The sequence below is a fragment of the Anaerotruncus massiliensis (ex Togo et al. 2026) genome (assembly GCF_900199635.1).
In the GTDB taxonomy this organism is placed as follows: domain Bacteria; phylum Bacillota; class Clostridia; order Oscillospirales; family Ruminococcaceae; genus Anaerotruncus; species Anaerotruncus massiliensis.
In genome coordinates this window covers 201,945-220,950 of sequence record NZ_LT962687.1, presented here as the reverse complement: position 1 = coordinate 220,950, position 19,006 = coordinate 201,945, and the positions used below count along the sequence as shown (strand labels likewise).

General features: G+C 59.9%; 17 protein-coding genes. 4 read left to right on the top strand and 13 right to left on the bottom strand.

Going from position 1 to position 19,006, the window contains the following annotated elements; genetic code table 11:
* From C1A13_RS01580 to C1A13_RS01560, 5 genes are all read right to left on the bottom strand, one after another.
* The gene (locus tag C1A13_RS01580; RefSeq protein WP_172439122.1) at positions 1-819 is read right to left on the bottom strand and encodes a sugar phosphate isomerase/epimerase family protein; all 819 of its coding nucleotides are present in this window, start codon (positions 817-819) and stop codon (positions 1-3) included.
* Positions 820-830: 11 nt separating this feature from the next.
* Positions 831-1,478 carry a transaldolase family protein gene (locus C1A13_RS01575; RefSeq protein WP_101548518.1) on the bottom strand — a complete coding sequence of 216 codons (648 nt, stop codon included), beginning with the start codon at positions 1,476-1,478 and terminating at the stop codon, positions 831-833.
* Positions 1,478-2,506 (bottom strand): aldo/keto reductase, encoded by a 1,029-nt coding sequence (locus C1A13_RS01570; protein WP_172439121.1) that lies wholly within the window; start codon positions 2,504-2,506, stop codon positions 1,478-1,480. Before C1A13_RS01570 ends, C1A13_RS01575 begins: the two co-directional genes overlap by 1 nt.
* A 135-nt stretch (positions 2,507-2,641) precedes the next feature.
* Positions 2,642-3,529: an N-acetylneuraminate lyase gene (locus C1A13_RS01565; protein ID WP_101553161.1), complete on the bottom strand. Its 888-nt coding sequence runs from the start codon at positions 3,527-3,529 to the stop codon at positions 2,642-2,644.
* A gap of 14 nt (positions 3,530-3,543) precedes the next feature.
* On the bottom strand, positions 3,544-4,635 hold the full coding sequence (locus C1A13_RS01560) for an alcohol dehydrogenase catalytic domain-containing protein (RefSeq protein WP_101548514.1): 1,092 nt from the start codon (positions 4,633-4,635) through the stop codon (positions 3,544-3,546).
* Positions 4,636-4,769: 134 nt separating this feature from the next.
* On the opposite strand from C1A13_RS01560, the gene C1A13_RS01555 reads away from it, so the two are divergent.
* Positions 4,770-5,774, top strand: coding sequence for an ROK family protein (locus C1A13_RS01555; protein ID WP_101548512.1), 1,005 nt, complete (start codon positions 4,770-4,772; stop codon positions 5,772-5,774).
* Between the two features lie 230 nt (positions 5,775-6,004).
* Here C1A13_RS01555 and C1A13_RS01550 read toward each other — a convergent pair whose 3' ends face one another.
* The 5 genes from C1A13_RS01550 to C1A13_RS01530 all read right to left on the bottom strand — a co-directional run bounded on the left by C1A13_RS01550 (position 6,005) and on the right by C1A13_RS01530 (position 11,947).
* Positions 6,005-7,120 (bottom strand): mandelate racemase/muconate lactonizing enzyme family protein, encoded by a 1,116-nt coding sequence (locus tag C1A13_RS01550; protein ID WP_101548511.1) that lies wholly within the window; start codon positions 7,118-7,120, stop codon positions 6,005-6,007.
* A gap of 20 nt (positions 7,121-7,140) precedes the next feature.
* Entirely contained in the window at positions 7,141-8,325 is a 1,185-nt protein-coding gene (locus C1A13_RS01545; RefSeq protein ID WP_101548509.1) for a sugar ABC transporter permease, read from the bottom strand.
* Positions 8,322-9,848: a sugar ABC transporter ATP-binding protein gene (locus C1A13_RS01540; protein ID WP_101548506.1), complete on the bottom strand. Its 1,527-nt coding sequence runs from the start codon at positions 9,846-9,848 to the stop codon at positions 8,322-8,324. The genes C1A13_RS01545 and C1A13_RS01540 overlap by 4 nt, the downstream gene beginning before the upstream one ends.
* A 109-nt stretch (positions 9,849-9,957) precedes the next feature.
* A complete protein-coding gene (locus C1A13_RS01535; protein ID WP_101548504.1) occupies positions 9,958-10,815 on the bottom strand; it encodes a sugar phosphate isomerase/epimerase family protein in 858 nt (285 codons plus the stop codon).
* Between the two features lie 4 nt (positions 10,816-10,819).
* Complete coding sequence (locus C1A13_RS01530; RefSeq protein ID WP_101548502.1) at positions 10,820-11,947, bottom strand: sugar ABC transporter substrate-binding protein; 1,128 nt, start codon at positions 11,945-11,947, stop codon at positions 10,820-10,822.
* 680 nt (positions 11,948-12,627) lie between these two features.
* Between C1A13_RS01530 and C1A13_RS01525 the strand changes: the two genes are divergently transcribed.
* Complete coding sequence (locus C1A13_RS01525) at positions 12,628-13,356, top strand: FadR/GntR family transcriptional regulator (protein WP_121587301.1); 729 nt, start codon at positions 12,628-12,630, stop codon at positions 13,354-13,356.
* Between the two features lie 233 nt (positions 13,357-13,589).
* Here the strand turns inward: C1A13_RS01525 and C1A13_RS01520 are convergent, their stop codons facing one another.
* The 3 genes from C1A13_RS01520 to yfbR form a co-directional block, all read right to left on the bottom strand.
* Positions 13,590-13,880: a hypothetical protein gene (locus tag C1A13_RS01520; RefSeq protein WP_101548498.1), complete on the bottom strand. Its 291-nt coding sequence runs from the start codon at positions 13,878-13,880 to the stop codon at positions 13,590-13,592.
* Between the two features lie 167 nt (positions 13,881-14,047).
* The gene (locus C1A13_RS01515; RefSeq protein WP_101548496.1) at positions 14,048-14,620 is read right to left on the bottom strand and encodes an ECF transporter S component; all 573 of its coding nucleotides are present in this window, start codon (positions 14,618-14,620) and stop codon (positions 14,048-14,050) included.
* A gap of 97 nt (positions 14,621-14,717) precedes the next feature.
* Entirely contained in the window at positions 14,718-15,281 is a 564-nt protein-coding gene (gene yfbR, locus C1A13_RS01510; RefSeq protein WP_101553160.1) for a 5'-deoxynucleotidase, read from the bottom strand.
* 169 nt (positions 15,282-15,450) lie between these two features.
* On the opposite strand from yfbR, the gene C1A13_RS01505 reads away from it, so the two are divergent.
* Positions 15,451-18,024 (top strand): YfhO family protein, encoded by a 2,574-nt coding sequence (locus tag C1A13_RS01505; RefSeq protein WP_242970794.1) that lies wholly within the window; start codon positions 15,451-15,453, stop codon positions 18,022-18,024.
* On the top strand, positions 18,021-18,968 hold the full coding sequence (locus C1A13_RS01500) for a glycosyltransferase family 2 protein (RefSeq protein ID WP_101548494.1): 948 nt from the start codon (positions 18,021-18,023) through the stop codon (positions 18,966-18,968). The genes C1A13_RS01505 and C1A13_RS01500 overlap by 4 nt, the downstream gene beginning before the upstream one ends.
* Positions 18,969-19,006: the final 38 nt, after the last annotated feature.

The following is a 19,006-nucleotide window of genomic DNA, read 5'->3' as shown; positions in this document are numbered from 1 at the left end:
TCAGTCGAAGACCCTGTGCAGCAGGGCGGCGTCCTTCGCCAGCAGCTCCTCCGGGGCGCCCCGGCCGCATACGGACGCCTTGTCATAGACGCTTTCCAGAATCAGGCACCCCTTGTAATCGCTGTCGAGGATCGCCCGCGCCGTCCGGAAAAACCCGGAGGTCCCCTCCCCCAGCAGCGAGCCCGAAAGCATGGGGCCGACGCCGTCCTTCAGGTGGACGCCGCCGATCAGGCCGGCCAGCGCGGTAAAATACCGCGCCATGGACGTTCCGTCGTACACATAGAGGTTCTGCGAATCAAAGAAGATCTTGACCATCGGGTTATCCACCGCGTCCAGGAGGTTGTGGACCTGCTCCACGCTCTGGTTGATTTCCAGATGGGTCTCAATGCCCCTCTCCGCGGCTTTTTCGCTGAACCGTTTGATATATGCCGCCGCCCGGTGGAAGGACGGCCCGTCGCAGATGCCGTTTTTGCCCAGCACGGGCAGCAGAAACGACTTGCAGCCGAATTCCCCGCAGAGGTCGATCGTCCGGTCGACCAGTTCGGCCGCGATCCGTTCCTCCTCCGCGCCCTGCGGCATCGTAAAGCTGTACTGGTCCACGAACTGGGGGGACAGGGAACAGATATCCACCCCATATTCCGCACTCCCCTGCCGGTACGCCTCGATCACGGCCGGGCTGCCGAGGCCCTGCCCCGCCAACACCTCCTCGCCGACGCCAAGCTGTAAGCAATCGAGTTTTTGTTCTGCGGCGATCCGGCAGAGCTCTCTGCCCCGCGCTTTCAGGGACCACTCGCACACGCCGTATTGAAATCTTCCCATTGTCCCACTCCTCATCCTTTCGCGGCTTCGGTGAACAGCTTCAAATACCACTCGGTGACCGGATACGGTTTTTCCAGCGCGGCAAAGGCCGCGTCCGGCGTAATCGTTGCGATATCCACGCCCAGCGCGGCCGCAGCCGTCATATCCTGCGCGCGTTCCGTCGCCGCGGCGAGGACCTTCGTATGCGTGCCCGCCACGACGGCCACGATCGCGTCGAGGGTGTCCATCCCGCTGTAGCCGATCTGCCCGATGTCGCCGACATAGGGGGCGACGTAGTCGGCGCCCGCCGCGGACGCGAGAAGCGCCTGCGCCGCGGTCGTCACGGTGGTGATGCAGATCTCGTTGTCAAACAGTTTTTCGGCGCGGATTTTGTGAAACGCCCGGAACCCCTCCACGCAGGCCGGGATCTTGACGACCACCCTCGGGCTGATGGCCGCGTAGGATACGGCCATCTCCACCATCCCGCCGCAGTCCATCGCGTTGGCCTGCGCGAATACGGGGTAGCCGGGGAACGCCCGGCAGATGTTGGCGATCGTCCGGACCGGCGGCGCGGACTCCCTGGCGAGGATGGCGGGATTCGTCGTGATCCCGCTGAGGACCCCCAGCTCATCCATTTTTTTGAGCGTCTCAATATTGGCGCAGTCTGCGTAAAGCAGCATCAGATTTTCCCTCCCGTGTAGTGGTCCAATTTTTTGACAAGCTCGCGTGAAAGGTCCCTGAGGTCCCAGATGGGCAGGCACTCCCCGATCGCCTGGACCTCCTCGAGCTCACGGAAGACGTCCTGCGGGAGCGGCCCCTTTTCGGCCGACTCGATGTTCTGCCGGACGTGGGCGAGCTCCCGCGCGCCCGCGACGTGCGTGGCGATCTCCTCGTGGTTTATGATATACCGGATCGTCAGTTCGGGCAGGGAGATGCCCGTCTCGTCGGAAATCCGGTAAATCCGTTCCAGCTTCTTCACGACGTTTTGGACCCGTTCGTCCTCGATCGGCTTTAGAAGCTCCATCCACCTCCGGTCCTTGACGATCAAAAACGGCGTGTTCTGCCCGAAGCCGCCCCCGAGCGCGACGCCCACGCCCTGCTCCACGCACGCCGGGATGAGCTCGTCGTAGATGGGCTTTGAAAGGAGGCTCATCCCCCCCGCGGGGAGCACGAAATCGAACTTGCCCGACTTCACAAGCCGGGCGAGGCCGTGGTAGTCCCATCCGCCGAAGCCGACGCTCCTGACCAGGCCCTCCTTCTTCGCCTCGAGCAAAAACTCGATCGCGGCTCCCGACGCGGTCTCATAGTCGATCTGCCACTGCGGCCAGTCGGGCTCGTGGATATTGAAGATGTCAATGACGTCCTTCTGCAAAAGCCACATGCTGTGCTTGAGCGCCCGCATCATTTTGACCGGGTCCACGAACGCCTCGACGCAGGTCTGCCGCACCGTGTTGGCGTACTCCTCCTTGACCGACCTTTCGAAGTAGCCCATCTTCGTCGAGCAGCACAGCCGGGGGTTATCCCGGTGGCGCGCGAGCGCCCTGCCGAGCAGCTCCTCGCTCTCCCCCCAGCCGTACATCTCAGCGGTGTCGTAATAGGTGATCCCGCTGTCCATGGCGTAGTCCAGAATCTCATACGCCGCGTCCTGCATCACGTTGAATTCTTCCGTGAACTGGTAGCATCCCAGACCGAGAACGGAGACGTCCATTCCCGTTTTTCCCAACCTGCGTTCAATCATTTTGCGGCTCCTATCGATACGAATTCATCATCGAAAGCGCTGCCAGCCGGCCCGGCAGCCGTTGACGGGCTGCTCCGGGCCGGCCGGTGCTGCGGGGGCTTCGGGTCAGGCGATCCCCCCGTCGTACAGATCCACGAGCGCCTTCTCGAGTTTTTGATAGTCTTCGGGCCTCAGCGGCTGGAACGGCTTGATGCAGTTGCCGCAGTCGATCCCCTGGAGCTTGAGCACGCCCTTGATGGCGGGGAAGATCCCGATTTCGAGAAGGGTCCTGATCATCCCGTTGCCCTTGCCCTGAAGGTACCTCGCCCGCTCCATGTCCCCCGCGTCAAACGCCTTTTTCAGCTGGACGAACACGTCGGCCATGATCGAGAAGGTGCTGCCGATCGACGCCCTGACGCCGACAGAAAGCGCCGGAAGCAGGATTTCGTCATGCCCGTTGAACACGGCCTTGTCCCGGCAGGTCCTTACCAGCGCCTCCGTCTGCATGAGGTCCATGGTCGTCTGCTTGACGCCGACGATCCCGTCGTGCGCGAGCAGCTCGACCAATTCCTCCGTCCCGAAGGAGACGCCGCTCATTTTGGGGATGTTGTAGAGGATCACCGGCATACCGGAGGCCTCCGCGATGTCAAAATAGTACTGCACGATCTCCCGCTTGGAGTAGGAGAAATAAAAGGGCGGGACCGCGGAGATCGCCGTTACGCCGCATTCCGCCGCCGCGTTCGCCATCTTGATGCTGGCACGGGTCGAGAAGGTCCCGATGTTCGCAATGACGTCGCACCTTCCGTCCACGATCGCGCAGACGGCTTTGATCAGCTGCACCCGCTGCTCATCCCGCAATAGGAAGGATTCGCCGGTGCTGCCGCTGACGTAGAAGCCCGACACCCCCTGCCCAATGGTCTTTTCGATCACCTGCGCCAGGGCCTTTTCATTGATCTCCTCATTTTCATCGATCGGGGTGATGATCGCCGGATAGATTCCTTCAAACTGTTTCATCATTCCGTTCCCTTTTACTGGTCCAGCTCAGGAACCAGGACGACCTTCGCCGCCTCCCGGTTGGTGAACATCTCAAAGCCCTCCCTCCATTTGGAGAGCGGCAGCTTGTGGGTCACGATCGGGTCCATGTTGATCCGCCCTTCGCGGTAGAGGGCCAGCGTGTTCCGCCAGGAGGTGTGGTCATAGCCCATGTGCCCGATGAAGGTGACGCCCTTGTGGCCCATCAGGTCCGCGGGGTCCTCCTCATAGGAGACCGCCGTCCGGGTGTAGCCCACCATGATGAACGCGCCGCCCGGACGCAGCATCCGCACCGCCTCCGGCAGGATGTTGGCGGAACGCGACGCGCAGTTGATCACGGCCGCGACCCCGTCTTCCCCACAGATCTCCTTCACCTTCCTGACGACATCCGGGTCGTCCGCCATCAGGATGTCGGTGGCGCCCAGCTCCTCGCAGATCGGGTTCCTCGTGGGGGCGCTCCTTCTGGTGCCGATCACGATGATCCGCGCCGCGTTGATCAGCCGGGCGATCAGCACGCTGAACAGCCCCAGCGGGCCGTTGCCGTAGATCACCACGTTGTCGCCCGGAAGGACCTTCGCCTCCTGTACGATGGCTTTGTACGCGTTGCAGATGGGGTCCATGACCGCCGCGTGCTCAAACGGCATGTTGTCGGGAATCCGGCGGATGCTGGCGGGGTCCCGCTGGAGGACGACCCCCGGAATCCGCACGTACTCGGCCATGCCGCCGTCCATGTCGCCGCCGATGCCCTTGCGCTCGGGGCAGAGCAGGAAATTGCCCGTCTCGCAGGCCGGGCAGTGGCCGCACACGTAGCCGGTGTTGTCCGAAACCACCCGGTCGCCGACCTTCCAGCCGGTGACGTTCCTGCCCACCTCATAGACCTCGCCCGCGAATTCATGCCCGATGACCATCGGGTAGGTGTAGTTTTTGTATTTCGCCTCATCCGGGCCGTACAGGAGCGGCATATCCGAGCCGCAGATGCCCGCCGCCTTCACCTTGAGGACGATGTCGTTGTCGCCGCACACCGGGTTGGGGACGTCCGTGTACTCCAGATGGAACGGTCCGTACGCTGTTTTTGCAACTGCTTTCATTTCTTTACCTCCTATGTCTTCCTGGGACTTATGACGAAACTGCATTAACAGTTTGTTTTCCTGGTCGGTTTCTCTTGCAATACTTATTATTTTGTCTTATAATAATATCTAGAATAATCGCGAAGGTGAATGATATGAGTAAAGTCAGTACCGTCAATCAGGTGAAGGAGCACAACATCGCCCTGGTCCGCGACGTCATCCACAGCTCCGTGGAGTTCACGAAGCATTCCGTCGCCCAGGCCACGGGGCTCAGCATCGCCACCACGAACAGCATCCTCAACATGCTCTGCGAGGCCGGGGAGATCGTGGCCATCGGCAACGTCTCCTCGACGATCGGCCGCCCCGCCGCCAAATACGCATACAACCGGGATTACGCCCACATCTGCTGCGTCTTCCCCTCGTCCGCCGGGAGCCAGCGCTACCTGTTCTATTCGGTGTTCGACCTGCTCGGCAACTCGGTCGAGCAGAACCAGGTGTGGCTGGAGGACGTGACCTACGAAAGCTTCGAGGAGCTGCTCGGCTCTCTGCTCGAAAAGGACCCCGGCATCAAAAAGGTCAGCATCGGAATCCCCGGCTATTACGACAACAACCACATCCACTCCTGCACCATGACGGGCCTGAACGGCTGCGACCTGACCGGGAAGCTCAGCGAGCGGTTTCCCTGCGAGTTTCTCATGGAAAACAACATGAACGCCATCGCCTACGGCCTTTACGACGCCAGACGGGAGCATGGCCACGCCCCCACCGCGCTCGTCGTCGTCTCCTTCTTTGAGGGCAGCGGCCCCGGCTCCGGGATCATCATCGACGGCAAGATCTATCTCGGCAAGAGCAATTTTGCGGGGGAGGTGGTCTTCCTGCCCTACCAGGACGGCAACATCTACGACCTCGTGAACCAGGGGCCGGAATCCATCGTCAAAAGCACCGCGCAGGTGGTCAGCTCCTACTGCGCCATCCTGAACCCCGAGACCTGCGTCCTCACGGGGGAAAACCTCAGCGCGGACATGTGCGGGCCGATCCTCGACCGCTGCAAGCACTTTATCCCGGAGCAGCACCTGCCCGAGCTGCTGTATGTATCCAACTATAACCAGTACTACCAGAACGGGCTCTTCCGGATCGCGTTAAACAACCCCTACCATTGACCGCCCCGGAAGAGAGATGACGCTGTCAAGTGAAATACCGAAACATTTCATTGACAACGTCACCGCAACACCGGGACCGTGATTCCGCAACCGGAATCCCCCGCCGCTTGAAACGCCGGAACTTTTCCCGCCGCACCGATGACGACGGCTCGGGCCGTCGCCATCGGTGCGTTTTTCCGCCCTGCGGGAGGACCGGCTATTTTGTGCGCGCCCGATTTTGCAATCAGGCGTCAGATTTTCTCATCATACTCGTTGATGAAGTCCATGTTGAGCTTCAGGCCCAGACCCGGAAGGTCGGGAATCGTCATGAAGCCGTGGTCCGGCTTCGGCGCGTCGAGATAGGTGTCGGCCGTGATCCCCTCGAACAGCTTGAGCCTCTCGAGGAAGGGCGCGTTGCCGAACGCGCTGACCAGGTGGATGTGGATGTTTTCCATCGCGTGCGGGGCGAACTTCACGTTGAACGCCTGGGTGAGCGCGCCGATTTTCAGCATCTCGGTAAATCCGCCCGCGCGGGTCCCGTCCAGCTGCACGATGTCCGCGCAGCCGTTGACGAGCAGGTCCCTCGCCCCATACTTGGTATATTCCTGCTCGCCGGTCGCGAGCGGGAGGTCGGTGGAGTTCTTAAATTTGATGAGGCCCGGGATGTCGTCGGCAAAGACCGGCTCCTCGAGGAACATGACGTCGTAGTCCTTGACCCGGTTGGCGAACCGCGCGCCCGTCGCCGCGTCCCAGCAGTTGTTCGCGTCCAGCATGATGCCGATCTCCGGCCCCACGGCCTCGCGCACCTTGCGGACCCGCTCCAGGTCGCGGTTGGTGTTGTGCCCGCCTTCCACGCCGACTTTGAATTTGATCTTCGAGTATCCGTCGGCCTTGACCAGATTGACCATCTCTTCCACGAGCTCCTCGTCCGAGTAGGAGGTCCACCCGCCGCTCCCGTAAACGGGAATTTTGGTCTCGGTGCCGCCGAACATCTTATAAAGAGGCATGTTGAGGATCTTGCCCTTGAGGTCCCACAGCGCGATGTCGATCGCCGAGAGGGCGCAGAACATCAGGCCTTTGCGGCCCACGCCGCGGAGGTAGGCTACGAGTTCGTTCCAGATGACCTCCGTCTCAAACGGGTCCCTGCCGATCAGCTTGGGCTTGATGTTCTTTTCGATCATCAGCTTGGTGGCCTCGCCGCCGACCTCGTGGTAGGTTACGCCAAAGCCCTCGATTCCGTCGTCCGTCGTAATGCGGACGATTGTGAAGCCGACGGTCTCGACCTTTCTTGTCGCATCCGCAAAGCCGCCTGAAATCGGCTTGGATACAAGATGCACTTTGATATCCCGAATCTTACTGTTTTGCATATCATATCTCTCCTGTACGATTAAACTGCCTGAACGGTCCTGGCCTTCCTGTTGCTTGCATAGGCGTCGAGGGCGATTGCAAACAGCAGAACGCCGCCGCGGACAATGTACTGGAACGCCGGGTCAAGGTTCATCAGGCTCATGCCGTTGTCGAGCGCCGCCATGATCAGCGTGCCGGCGACGGCGCCGGCCACGGTGCCGCGTCCGCCCGTGATTGCGGTGCCGCCGACCACGCAGCCCGTGATGGCGGTGAACTCATACCCATTGCCGCCCGCGGTGGTCGCCGCGCTCAAACGCCCCACATATACGAGGGCCGCCGTCGCAACCACGACCGCATGGAGGACATAGAGCTTTAAGAGCTCCTTGGAGACGTTGATGCCGGAGAGGGCCGCCGCGTCCTTGTTGCCGCCGATCGCGTAGACGTACCGGCCGAACTTGGTGTTGTTGCTGACGTACGAAACGATGATCGTCAGCACAAACAGGATGATCATCGCATAGGCAAAGCCCTTGTAGCTGTAGAGGATGACCGTGACGACCGCCGCGAGGATCGCGATGAGCGCCATCTTGGGAACGAGCTTCATCCAGTTTTTCTCGCTGAGGCCCTGCTTGATGCTCTTCTTTTCCTTCGCCACCGTAAAGGCGATGTAGGCGATGATGATCAGGGCGCCCAGAATCAGCGTGGTGTCATTGTGCGTCCCGCTGATCGAGGGCATGTAGCCGTTGCCCATCTCCGCGATGATCCCCTTGACCGGGCCGACCATGCGCCCGTCGCTGATATACTGGTTGATCCCGAGGAAGACCAGCTGGGTGGCCAGGGTGATGATGAACGCCGGCAGCTTCATGTAGCCGACCCAGAAGCCGTGCCACAGGCCGGTGATGATCGCGATCGCAAAGACGATCAGGACCACCACGATCGACGGCACCGAGCCGTAGTTGACCTGGATCAGCGCCGCGACCATCGCGAGCATGCCGAGGTAACGGCCCGCGGAAAGGTCCGCGTTGCCCGTGATGATGACCAGGCACATGGTGATGGCGATGATCGAGCATGTCGCACCCTGCATCAGAAGGTTCGACAGGTTGCGGACAGTCAAGAACATGCCGCCCGTAAAGATCTGAAAGAGCCCGAAGATAACGATTGCCTCCAGAACCAGGCTGTTCTGGTAAAACAGGGCAAACAAGTCGACTTTTTTCTTGGTTTTCGTCATGTCGTAACGCCTCCCGTTGCAGCCAAAGCCACATCTTCCTGAGTGATATTTCTCGCCGAATTATCAAATTCTGCGCTGATCCTGCCCTCCCGCATGACGTAGATGCGGTCGCTTATCCCGAGGATCTCCGGCAGCTCGGAGGAGATCATGATGACCGCGATCCCCTGGGCCGCCATCTGGTTGATCAGCTGGTAGATCTCCGTCTTGGCGCCGATGTCGATGCCCCTGGTCGCCTCGTCCAGAATCAGGACCTTCGGCTCCGTCATGAGGGCCTTGGCCAGGCAGACCTTCTGCTGGTTTCCGCCCGAGAGGTTGCCCGCCCTCTGGAGAATGGACGGCGTCTTGATCCGCAGCTTTTTGACCATCTCTTTCACTTTGCCGTACTCTTTGTCGCGGTTGATGAAAAGGCCGTTGTTGATGTACTTGTCAAGACTGGAGAGCGAAGCGTTATAGGCGATGTCCGAGGTCAGGACAAGCCCGTAGCGCTTGCGGTCCTCCGAGGAATAGAACACGCCGGCCTTGATCGCCTCGTTGGAATTCTTGAAGCGCTGCCTCTGCCTGCCCCTGTATTCGAGCTTTCCGGTGATGGCGTCATCGAGCGCGCCGAAGATGCTCATCCCCAGCTCGGTGCGTCCCGCGCCGATCATTCCCGCCAGGCCGATGACTTCGCCCTCGCGGACCTCGAGGTTGATGTCCCGGACGATCCATTTGTTGTTGATGCCGTCGAATACCGACCAGTCGGAAACCTTCAGCGCCACCTCCCCGATCGGGCAGCTGCGCGGCTCGAAAAGGGTCTTGAGCTCGCGGCCGACCATGCCGCTGATCAGCGTGTCCTGGGAATATTCCTTCGCCGGCCTGGTTTCCACCGTCTGGCCGTCGCGCAGGATTGTGACCGTATCGGCGATGCTCAGGACCTCGCCGAGCTTGTGGGAGATGAAGATGATGCTCATCCCCTTATCCCGCAGGCCGCGGACCAGCTCCAGGAGGTTTTCGGAGTCGTCCTCCGGCAGCGGCGCCGTCGGCTCGTCAAGGATGAGGATTTTGCAGTTTTTGTTGAGCGCCTTGGCGATCTCCACAAGCTGCTGCTGCCCGATGCCCAGATTTCCGACCCTCGTCTTGGGGTTCACCTTCAGTTTCAGCTCGTCGAGCAGTTCCTTTGCCCTGTCATATTCGAAATCCCAGTCGATGAGACCGCTCTGGCAGACCTCATCTCCCAAAAAAATATTTTCACATACAGTTAAGGTTTGGATCAGGCCGAGCTCCTGGTGGATGATTGCGATGCCGGCCGCTTCACTCTCTTTGATGCCTTTGAAGCTGACTTTTTCTCCATTCAGAATGAGTTCGCCTGAATAATCGGTATACTCACCGCTCAGGACCTTCATAAGGGTTGACTTACCTGCGCCATTTTCGCCTACAAGTGCATGGACTTCCCCGCGCCGGACGTCAAACGTAACGTCGTCCAGGGCCTTGACTCCAGGGAACAGTTTTGTGATGTGATTCATCTGCAGGACATAATCTTCCATATATGTGCGCCCCTCCCTTCCTTTCATGATGATTTGTGGGGCTCCACCCGCAAAAGAGCGGAGCCCCACAATTCTTGCGGTTCAGTGATTCGTGCGAAATGCTGCCGTTTTAAAAGTGCTGGTCCCACCACTTCTGCAGCTTGCCGCAGATGAGTTCCGGCGTGGTGACCGCCGGGTCCGTGGTCCACATGACTTCGTTTCCGAAGTACCCTTTGTAGCGGTTGTCGTCGAACGTCTTGAGCATGGCGTCCAGATCCAGCTCGCCCTCGCCCGGGATCCGGTGCTCCCACGCCCCGGAGGGAAGCAGGCCGCCGTCCGTGTAGTGGACGTTAACGACCTTATCCGCGCCGCAGATGTCGTAGACATCCTGCACCGATTCGTTGGTCTGCGCCAGGCACATCAGGTCGATGGTGACCGCCATGTTGTCCGAGCCGCAGTCGCTGATCAGCTTCATGATCCGCTTGTGGTCGGTGATCACGGTGATATCCCTGGTGGTCGCCTCGTAGGTGATCGTCACGCCTTCCGTCTTTGCGATCTCCGCGAGCCTGCCCATCGAATCCACGGTGATGTTCCAGACGTCGTCGATGCTCTCGTCCATGTTTGCATAGCCCGGGAACACCAGCACGTAGGGCGCGTCGATGACGCCGGCCGTGCGGATGGCCTTTTCAAAATACCGGAAGGTGCGCAGGCGGGTGGCGGGGTTTTTGGAGGAGAGATTGGTCGGGTAGGCGCAGTTTTCGGGGTTAAGCTCGACCACGCTCAGACCGCGCTCATCCAGCTTGCGCTTGAGCACCTTCATGTCCGCATTGGTAATGTCGTCCATGCAGAAATGGGGCTCCGCGCCATAGAACTCCAGCTTGCCGGCGCCCAGCCGCTGCAGGGAATCCAGCGCATAATCCAGGGAATAGTCGATGTAGGGAAAGTTGGACAGGATGAACTGGTCCCTTGTCAGATTCTTAAATTTCATAGGGTTACTCTCCGTAAACTTCCTCGTGCGTGAAGAGTCCGGCCGCGATGACCGTCTCGTCGATGTTGTCCTTGGTGACGACGACGCCGGGATAGCTCATGAACGGGATGGTCTGGCCGTCGCTGTTCACGTCGGTGCCGAAATCAGCCGCGGTCTTTTCGCCGAGGTAGTACTGGATGCAGGCTTCGGTGAAGAGCTGCGGATACTCGCTGCCGGCTTTCGCAACCGTGGAGACCTGGGTGCCCTGGACGATCCGCTGGCAGGCCAGCAGGTCGCAGTCCTGGCCGCAGACGAGGACCTTGCCCGCAAGCCCGGCGCCTTCCAGCGCCTGGATCGCGCCGCCAGCCATGCCGTCGTTCATGCAGAGGATCGCGGTCAGGCTGTCGCCGTACTCAGCGATCCAGTTCTCCGCGTAGCCCATGGCGGTCGCGGGATCCCAGTTGGTGGTCCACTGCTCGCCGACGACTTCCACGTCGCAGTTCTTCATGCTGTCGAGCATGCCTTCCTGGAACTTCACAACGCCGGTGCCGCCGGTGGAATCGCCGTAGATGTACGCAACATTGCCGGTGATGTTCATGTCGCCGATCGTCTTGGTGATCAGCTGGCCGATCTCATAGAAGTCGTTGCCGCCGGTGAAGTCGGCGTAGGTGTCGCCCATGACCGGCTCGTAGTAGCAAACCAGGACGCCTTCGTCGTGGGCGGCCTTCATGGCGTTGGTGATGGCGCCGGGCTCATTGCACTGTGCGATCAGGATGTCGATCCCCTGCGCGACCAGGTTCTCGATCTGACCGGCCTGCTTCTGCGCGTCATTCTCAGCGACCTGATAGATCAGCTCGACGCCCTGGTCCTTGCAGACCTGCTTGATAACGTTGAGCTCCTTCACCCAGCGCTCTTCCTGCTGCGTTTTCCAGGAGACGCCGATGACGATATCCTCTTTGGCCTTCACGGGCTTGCCGTTCCAGCCGACATTGCCTTCCGCGGCGGGTTCGGCCGCGGGCTCGACCGCAGAATCGGCTGCGGACTCGGGAATCGCCTCATTCGTTGACTCGGGGGCCGCGTTGTTCGTAGCGCATGCGCTGAGAGAAACCAGCATTGCCATTGCAAGCACTACCGCCAAAAATTTCTTAAACATCTTTCAATCTCCTTTTCATTTTTCCCCGAAATAAATTTCAGGTATTTCGTGTCACAATTATAGCTAAATACTTGGAATAGTTCAATCAATTTTTGATTTTTTTACGAATTTATTTGATATTTCAGCCTTTTCGCCAAACCCGGTTCTAGGTTTTCATCCACTTTAACTATGATATTTTGTCAATATTATGGTAAATCGTCTATTTTGCATAATAATGTAGGCGTTTTAGAAGCATTAATCAGTCAATAAATTTGCAAATGTTATTTTTATACATTGACATTATATCAAATATTGATTGACATTTATTTTCTTTGAAGTATAATTTATTTACCGGAATGCAATAGTTTTTAATAACTGTTTCACGGAGGCTTTTCGGCTCTTTTTTCAAATTTGAACGAGACCCTCCTCCCGCCACCCGATATCACCCCGCTGACCACTGGTAAAAAGAGAGGCGCCGTCAAAAACACCGCCCCCTCCTCTATCTAACAAAAACACCTTGATTTTCCATCTATTGGGATTTGTTGCGGGCGTTTTTTAAATTGATTGATATATTTATTTTATTCATTACTCGCTATTGATTTTTTATGGAAATAGGTTATACTAATTTGAGAAGATCGCTCTGTCCATTTTTTCTATTCGCTGCCGTCCAAATTTTTGTTGAGAGGAACATCTATCACACCATGCCAGACACAACGGGATCGAACAATTTCATAAACGATCAGATCGCGGAATTGATTATGGAGTGCATCGACGAGCACAAGAAGCTCCCCACGGAACAGGAGTTGATGGAGCGTTTCCAGATCAACCGGTTTGCTTTGCGCGAAATTTTGAACGCCTATGCCGTCAACGGCATCATCGTTTCGCAGCAGGGCAGCGGCCGCTATGCGCAGTTTCCGGATTTGGGCGTCCAGATCAAAAACATCTGGGCCCCGTTCATCAAGTGCCGGCCGTCTCTGCTGCTCGACTTTTTCGAGATCCGGAAATGTCTGGAGCTCTCGTCGCTCCCCATCGCCATGCAGAACCTGCGGCCGGACGACCTTTTGCAGCTGCGCCACCATACCGACGCGATGCTCAAATGCGCCCAGGCCGGCGAGTCGTTTGAAAGCTTCGACCGGGATTTCCACTGCACCCTCTTCGCCTGCACGGGAAACCTGTTTTTCAAGCAGCTGCTGACCGCTTTCTGGGACATCTGTGAGGATTCCATCATCTGGCCCTCCAGCAACGACCTTCTCTACGTCGCCCAGCAGCACATCGACATTCTCGAGGCGCTGGCCTGCCAGGACGAGGCGAAGGCATCCGAGCTTTTGAACATGCAGCTTGTCGAATCGCGTAACCAGATCGCGCTGGCGCTGGTGAAAGGAAGCCAGGAAAGCCCGCGTGAGCATAACGCCTTCGTCGCGCTTACCTGAGGCGCGAACCGTCACACGGATCGGTCCCGTTAAGCAATCAAAAAAACAGGCCGGAACGGCGCCGCGGATGCGGCGCCGTTCCGGCCTGTTTTGGTATTTCACGACGTGTCCGGAGACGGGATGCGTCCGGACAAAACCGAAGCCCGGCGGTTTCCCGCCGGGCGATGTTCGCGCCGCTTACGCGGAGCGCATGATTCCTTGGGACGAAATAGTGGATAAACGCCGCAGAAATCTTATTTCAGGAGTTTGATTTTGCCGAGCAGAGGAACCTCTTTCTCTTCCTCTTTGCAGGCGGCGACAAGGCCCATGATCCAGAAAATGAACACCACGATGCTGGCGATTCCGCCGATGATCGCACCGACGATGGTGATCCGGGCGATGATGCTGCACACGATGCCAGCCAGGAAAATGACAAGGGCCTGATTCAGGTGGAACTTCGCACCCTCCTTGTCGCCCGCGAAAAACGCGATGATCCAGCCGATCCAGGTGATGTACGCGACAATACCGGTCGTTTTTTTGTTCACGAAATAACCTCCTCAAAATTTCCCAAGGCTCCTCTTTATCTTACCCCATTCGACAGCAATTGTCAAAGGAACCTGCAAATTTTACAGGGGAATCTCATGAAAAGATATGCATAAAAATTTGTTCTTATGCATCGCGTGTGGGTTCGCAGCGGAAAAACGGCGTATATTTATTCCCCGCGGCCGCCCACCGCCCGGCTTAACGCCGGATAGACCGCGAGCGCCAGCGCGCCGCCGGCCAGCGCGGTCACAAACTGCGGCCAGGAAAACATCACCGACAGCATCTGCGCCTGCTTGGGCGGCACATTGGGGAGCATCCCCAGGATCGCCGGAACCGTCAGCCACAGCGCCGCGCATTTCGCACCGGCGCCGACCAGCACGCCGGCCGCCCGCCGGCCCGTGCCGTGCGATTTCCCGAGGAAAAACCACGCCGCCGCGGCGATCACCGCGTTTCCAAGCGCGATCGCTGGTACGATGAAGGGCACCGGCGTCATGCCGAGCAGCGCCGCCAGAACCGACGAGACGACCCCGCAGGCCACCCCCGACCAGAGTCCCACGCTGGCCGCCGCCAAAATCAGGACCAGATTGACCAGCGAGCCGGTCACCAGCTGGTTGATGCTGAACGGCCCGGCGATCACCGCCCCCGCGGGCAGCATCCTGCCGACAATCTGCGCAAGCAGCACAAGCGCCGTGCACAGCGCCGTGCGGGTGATCCATTTTACCTTTTCATCCGTATGGGTCATTGGAACGCCTCCTCACAGGTATCATGATACGCAAAAGGGATCGTTTTTCAAGACTGTCGGGCGGCCTTTGCCCGCGGGACGGGAAACCGGAAAGATCTCACCTGCTGATCTCGTCGAGGGTGCGGTCGAAGGCGGGCAGATACTCCCGCAAAAAAATGTCGACGGCGGGGATCCCCATCTCACGCAGGGCGGCGAGCTGGGATTCGCGGGCGCTGAGGAAATCGTCGTTGCCCATGCGGATCTCCTCGATGCACTTGACGAGCGCGGAGAGCTTGTCCGCGGCCTTGACGAGCCGGCGGACCTGCGGGTCCTCCTCGAAGAAGCAGGGACGGTACCGTTCGGCCAGCTCGGAGGGCAGGGTGGCGAGCAGCCGGCCGGCGGCAGCCTCCTCGATGGCCTTGTAGCTCTCCTTGATGGCGGGATTGTGGTATTTGACGGGGGTGGGCAGGTCGCCGGTGAGGATCTCGCTGCAATCGTGGTAGAGGGCGCAGAGCACCACCCGCGCGGGGTCCGCCCCCTCGATGAGGGCGAGCGCGTGGGCAAAATAAGCGGTTTCGAGGGTGTGCTCGCTGAGGTTCTCGGTGCGGGAATTACGCATGAGGCCCCAGCGGCTGATGTATTTCATTCGGGAAAGCATCGCAAAAAATCCATAGGGTTCCATCATCCTGCTCCTTTCCTGGGCGGTCTTCTGCATCAAATGATACCATATCGGCCACTGAAAGAAAAGAAAGCCTTTGCAGGAAAATTTTCGGCGGGCTTTTAAACGCCGTCATTTGTGGTATAATTTAGTAAGGTATCTTCCCCCCATTTGTCAGCTTGGAGGTTTTGCAATGCCGCTCACGTCACAGACGCAGAATAAGGGCAGCTGCCGCAGGGCGTTTCTGATCGCACTGGTGACAGCCGCCGTCATCTTTCTCCCGTTCATCATCTGGGACAAGGGGTACTTTTTCTTTTACGGGGATTTTAACGTCCAGCAGATCCCGTTCTATAAGCTCGCCCACGAGGCGGTGCGGTCCGGGGATCTCTTCTGGAACTGGTATACCGACCTGGGCGCCAACTTTATCGGCTCCTACAGCTTCTACCTGCTTGGAAGCCCGTTTTTCTGGCTGACCCTGCCCTTCCCCACCTCCTTCGTCCCCCATCTGATGGGACCGCTGCTCATTCTCAAGCACGCCTGCGCCGCTTTCACCGGCACCCTCTACCTCAAGCGGTTTGTGAAGGAACGCGATTATGCCGTCTTCGGCGGGCTGCTCTACGCCTTTTCCGGGTTCGCCGTCTACAACGTCTTCTTCAACCACTTCCACGAGGCGATCGTCTTCTTCCCGCTCCTGCTCGTCGGGCTTGAGGAGCTGATCGTCCATAACCGCCGGGGCGTCTTCGCCCTTGCCGTCGCAATCAACGCCTTTGTGAACTACTGGTTCTTCATCGGCGAGGTCGTTTTCGTCGTCCTCTATTTCATCATCCGCGCCCTCTCCCCCGACTGGCGCATGAACCTGCGCCGCTTCTTCTGGACGGCGTTTGAATCGGTGCTCGGGCTCCTGCTTTCAATGGCGCTCTTTTTGCCCGCCGTCCTGGCGATCATGGGCAACCCGCGCACCGGCGCGGACGAGCTGCTCAGCGGCTGGAACCTCTGGCTCTACTGGCACCAGCAGCTCTACCCCGCGATCGTCTCCTCCGCCTTCTTCCCGCCCGACCTGCCCAGCCGCCCCAACCTCTTCCCCGACCGCGGGGCCAAGTGGGCCTCCCTTTCGGCGTGGCTGCCCTTCGTCAGCATGACCGGCGTCATCGCCTACGTCCGCTCCAAGCGCGACTGGCTCCGCCGCATCCTGCTCGTCTGCGCCGTCGTCGCGCTCGTGCCCGGGCTCAACAGCATCTTCATCCTCTTCAACAACTCCTACTACGCGCGCTGGTACTACATGCCCATCCTGCTGATGGCGCTCGCCACCGTGCTCGCGCTTGAAAACCGCTCGGTCGACCTCGACAAGGGGTTCCGGTGGACGCTCCTGTTCACCGCCGTCGTCACCGCCATCCTCGGCCTCACCCCCACCCTCCAGTCGGACGGCGGCGTCAAGATTGGGCTGGCCAAATATCCCGAACGGTTCGCGGCCACCGCCGGCATCGCGATGCTCGGCCTCCTCGCGCTCTGGCTCATCATCCGCCGCTGGCGAAACACAAGGGGCTTCATGCGCATCATGACTGCCGCGCTCTGCTTTGTGTGCGCGTGCTATTCGATCACCTTCATCGCCACCGGCAAGACCCATTCGGACAAGCCCGATTTCCTGCGCGACACCGCGCTGGCGGGCCGCTATGAGCTTGAGCTGCCCGACGACGGCACCTTTGCCCGCACGGACATCTACCACGGCATGGACAACCTCGGCATGTTCTGGCACCTGCCCAACATCCAGACCTTTCACTCGATCGTGCCCGTCTCGATCATGGAGTTCTACCCCAAGGTGGGCGTCAAGCGGGACGTCTCCTCCAAGCCCGAAACGGAGTATTACCAGCTGCGCCCGCTGCTTTCGGTGCGCTGGCTCTTCATCAAGACGGACGACCCCGAGCAGGAGCCGATGCCCGGCTGGGAGCCCCGGTCGGTCCAGCTCGGCTACAACCTCTATGAGAACGAATATTTCATCCCCATGGGCTTCACCTACGACTACTATATCACCGTGCGCGACCTCGAGGAGGTCCCCGAGGAGGACCGCGCCGCCGTGCTGCTGCACGCGCTCGTCCTCAAGGACGAGGCGGCCGCCCGCCACGGCGATATCCTCGAATATATGCCCAAGGAATACTACGGCGGCCTCGACGAGGAGGACTATTACGCCGACTGCCTCGCGCGGCGGGAGACCGCGGGCTATGAATTCACGACCGACAACCGCGGCTTCACCTCCCGCATCGACCTGCCGCGGGAAAACCTCGTCTTCTACTCGGTGCCCTACGATTCCGGCTGGTCCGCCACCGTGAACGGCCAGCCCGCCCAGATCGAAAAGGCCGCGCTCGGTTTCATGGCGGTGCGTGCCCCCGCCGGGGACAACGTCATCCGCTTCACCTACACGACGCCCGGCCTCTACGCCGGCGTCCTCCTCACGCTGGGCGCGGCGCTGCTGCTCGTCATCTACCTGCTGCTCTGGAAGCGGTACGGCAGAACGCCCGACGACCCGCCCCGGCCTCCCCTGCGGGAGATGACCGACGAGCTGGCCGGCGGGGAGCCGGCCGCCGAGTGGAAGGGGGCGAGCGCGGAGCCGCCGGAGGGCGGCGGCGCGCCCGGCGGCGGGGAAGCCGGGCCCGGCGCGTCCGGCATCGACGATGCGGACGGGACGCGCGAAGAGGACGCGGACGGCCCGCCTGAGCCGCCGCCCGCCTCCTGGTTTGATGAAACGCCCGATTCCGGGGAGGAAACGCAATGAATGAAATTTTATACCTGGTCATCCCCTGCTACAACGAGCAGGAGGTGCTGCCCGAGACCTCCAAACGCCTTAAGGCAAAGCTGGGCGGCATGATCGCCGCCGGGACCGTCTCCCCGCAGAGCCGCGTCCTCTTTGTGGACGACGGCAGCCGCGACACGACCTGGCAGCTCATCTCCGAGCTGCATGAGCGCGACCCGCTCTTTTCCGGCCTCAAGCTCTCCCACAACCAGGGCCACCAGAACGCGCTCGTGGCGGGGCTCACCGTGGCCAAGGACCTCTGCGACATCGCCATCTCGATGGACGCAGACCTGCAGGACGACGTCGACGCGGTCGACCGGTTCGTCGCCGAGTACCAGGCGGGCAGCGACATCGTCTACGGCGTGCGCTCCTCCCGCAAAAAGGACACCCTCTTCAAGCGCACCACGGCGGTCGGCTACTACCGCTTCCTCCGGTGGATGGGGGTGGAGATCGTCCAGAACCACGCCGACTACCGCCTCATGAGCCGCCGCGCCCTCGAGGCGCTCTCCCAGTACGGCGAGGTCAACCTCTTCCTGCGCGGCATCGTGCCGCTCATCGGCTTTCGCACCTCGGTCGTGGCCTACGAGCGCAGCGAACGGTTCGCGGGCGAATCCAAATACCCGCTGAAAAAGATGCTCTCCTTTGCCGTCGACGGCATCACCTCCTTCTCGGTCAAGCCCATCCGCCTCATCACCACCCTCGGGGTGCTGATCTTCGCGGTCAGCGTGCTCTGCCTGCTCTGGCTGCTCGTCACAAAGCTCTTCGGCCACACGGTCGAGGGCTGGACCACCCTCATGGGTTCCGTCTGGGCGCTCGGCGGCATCCAGCTGCTCTGCCTGGGAATCCTCGGCGAGTATATCGGCAAGATCTATAAGGAGGTCAAGCACCGCCCCCGCTTTGTGATCGACCAGCTTCTCAACGACTGAAGCGGACGCTATCCATACAATGAAACACCGGGCCGCTG

What these genes read in the sequence shown, in the direction of transcription:
- C1A13_RS01515 (WP_101548496.1), bottom strand. Translation starts at nt 14,620, where the DNA reads ATGACCCATACGGATGAAAAGGTAAAATGGATCACCCGCACGGCGCTG.
- C1A13_RS01580 (WP_172439122.1), bottom strand. Translation starts at nt 819, where the DNA reads ATGGGAAGATTTCAATACGGCGTGTGCGAGTGGTCCCTGAAAGCGCGG.
- C1A13_RS01535 (WP_101548504.1), bottom strand. Translation starts at nt 10,815, where the DNA reads ATGAAATTTAAGAATCTGACAAGGGACCAGTTCATCCTGTCCAACTTT.
- C1A13_RS01500 (WP_101548494.1), top strand. Translation starts at nt 18,021, where the DNA reads ATGAATGAAATTTTATACCTGGTCATCCCCTGCTACAACGAGCAGGAG.
- C1A13_RS01525 (WP_121587301.1), top strand. Translation starts at nt 12,628, where the DNA reads ATGCCAGACACAACGGGATCGAACAATTTCATAAACGATCAGATCGCG.
- C1A13_RS01555 (WP_101548512.1), top strand. Translation starts at nt 4,770, where the DNA reads ATGAGTAAAGTCAGTACCGTCAATCAGGTGAAGGAGCACAACATCGCC.
- yfbR (WP_101553160.1), bottom strand. Translation starts at nt 15,281, where the DNA reads ATGGAACCCTATGGATTTTTTGCGATGCTTTCCCGAATGAAATACATC.
- C1A13_RS01545 (WP_101548509.1), bottom strand. Translation starts at nt 8,325, where the DNA reads ATGACGAAAACCAAGAAAAAAGTCGACTTGTTTGCCCTGTTTTACCAG.
- C1A13_RS01565 (WP_101553161.1), bottom strand. Translation starts at nt 3,529, where the DNA reads ATGAAACAGTTTGAAGGAATCTATCCGGCGATCATCACCCCGATCGAT.
- C1A13_RS01550 (WP_101548511.1), bottom strand. Translation starts at nt 7,120, where the DNA reads ATGCAAAACAGTAAGATTCGGGATATCAAAGTGCATCTTGTATCCAAG.
- C1A13_RS01530 (WP_101548502.1), bottom strand. Translation starts at nt 11,947, where the DNA reads ATGTTTAAGAAATTTTTGGCGGTAGTGCTTGCAATGGCAATGCTGGTT.
- C1A13_RS01505 (WP_242970794.1), top strand. Translation starts at nt 15,451, where the DNA reads ATGCCGCTCACGTCACAGACGCAGAATAAGGGCAGCTGCCGCAGGGCG.
- C1A13_RS01570 (WP_172439121.1), bottom strand. Translation starts at nt 2,506, where the DNA reads ATGGACGTCTCCGTTCTCGGTCTGGGATGCTACCAGTTCACGGAAGAA.
- C1A13_RS01560 (WP_101548514.1), bottom strand. Translation starts at nt 4,635, where the DNA reads ATGAAAGCAGTTGCAAAAACAGCGTACGGACCGTTCCATCTGGAGTAC.
- C1A13_RS01540 (WP_101548506.1), bottom strand. Translation starts at nt 9,848, where the DNA reads ATGGAAGATTATGTCCTGCAGATGAATCACATCACAAAACTGTTCCCT.
- C1A13_RS01575 (WP_101548518.1), bottom strand. Translation starts at nt 1,478, where the DNA reads ATGCTGCTTTACGCAGACTGCGCCAATATTGAGACGCTCAAAAAAATG.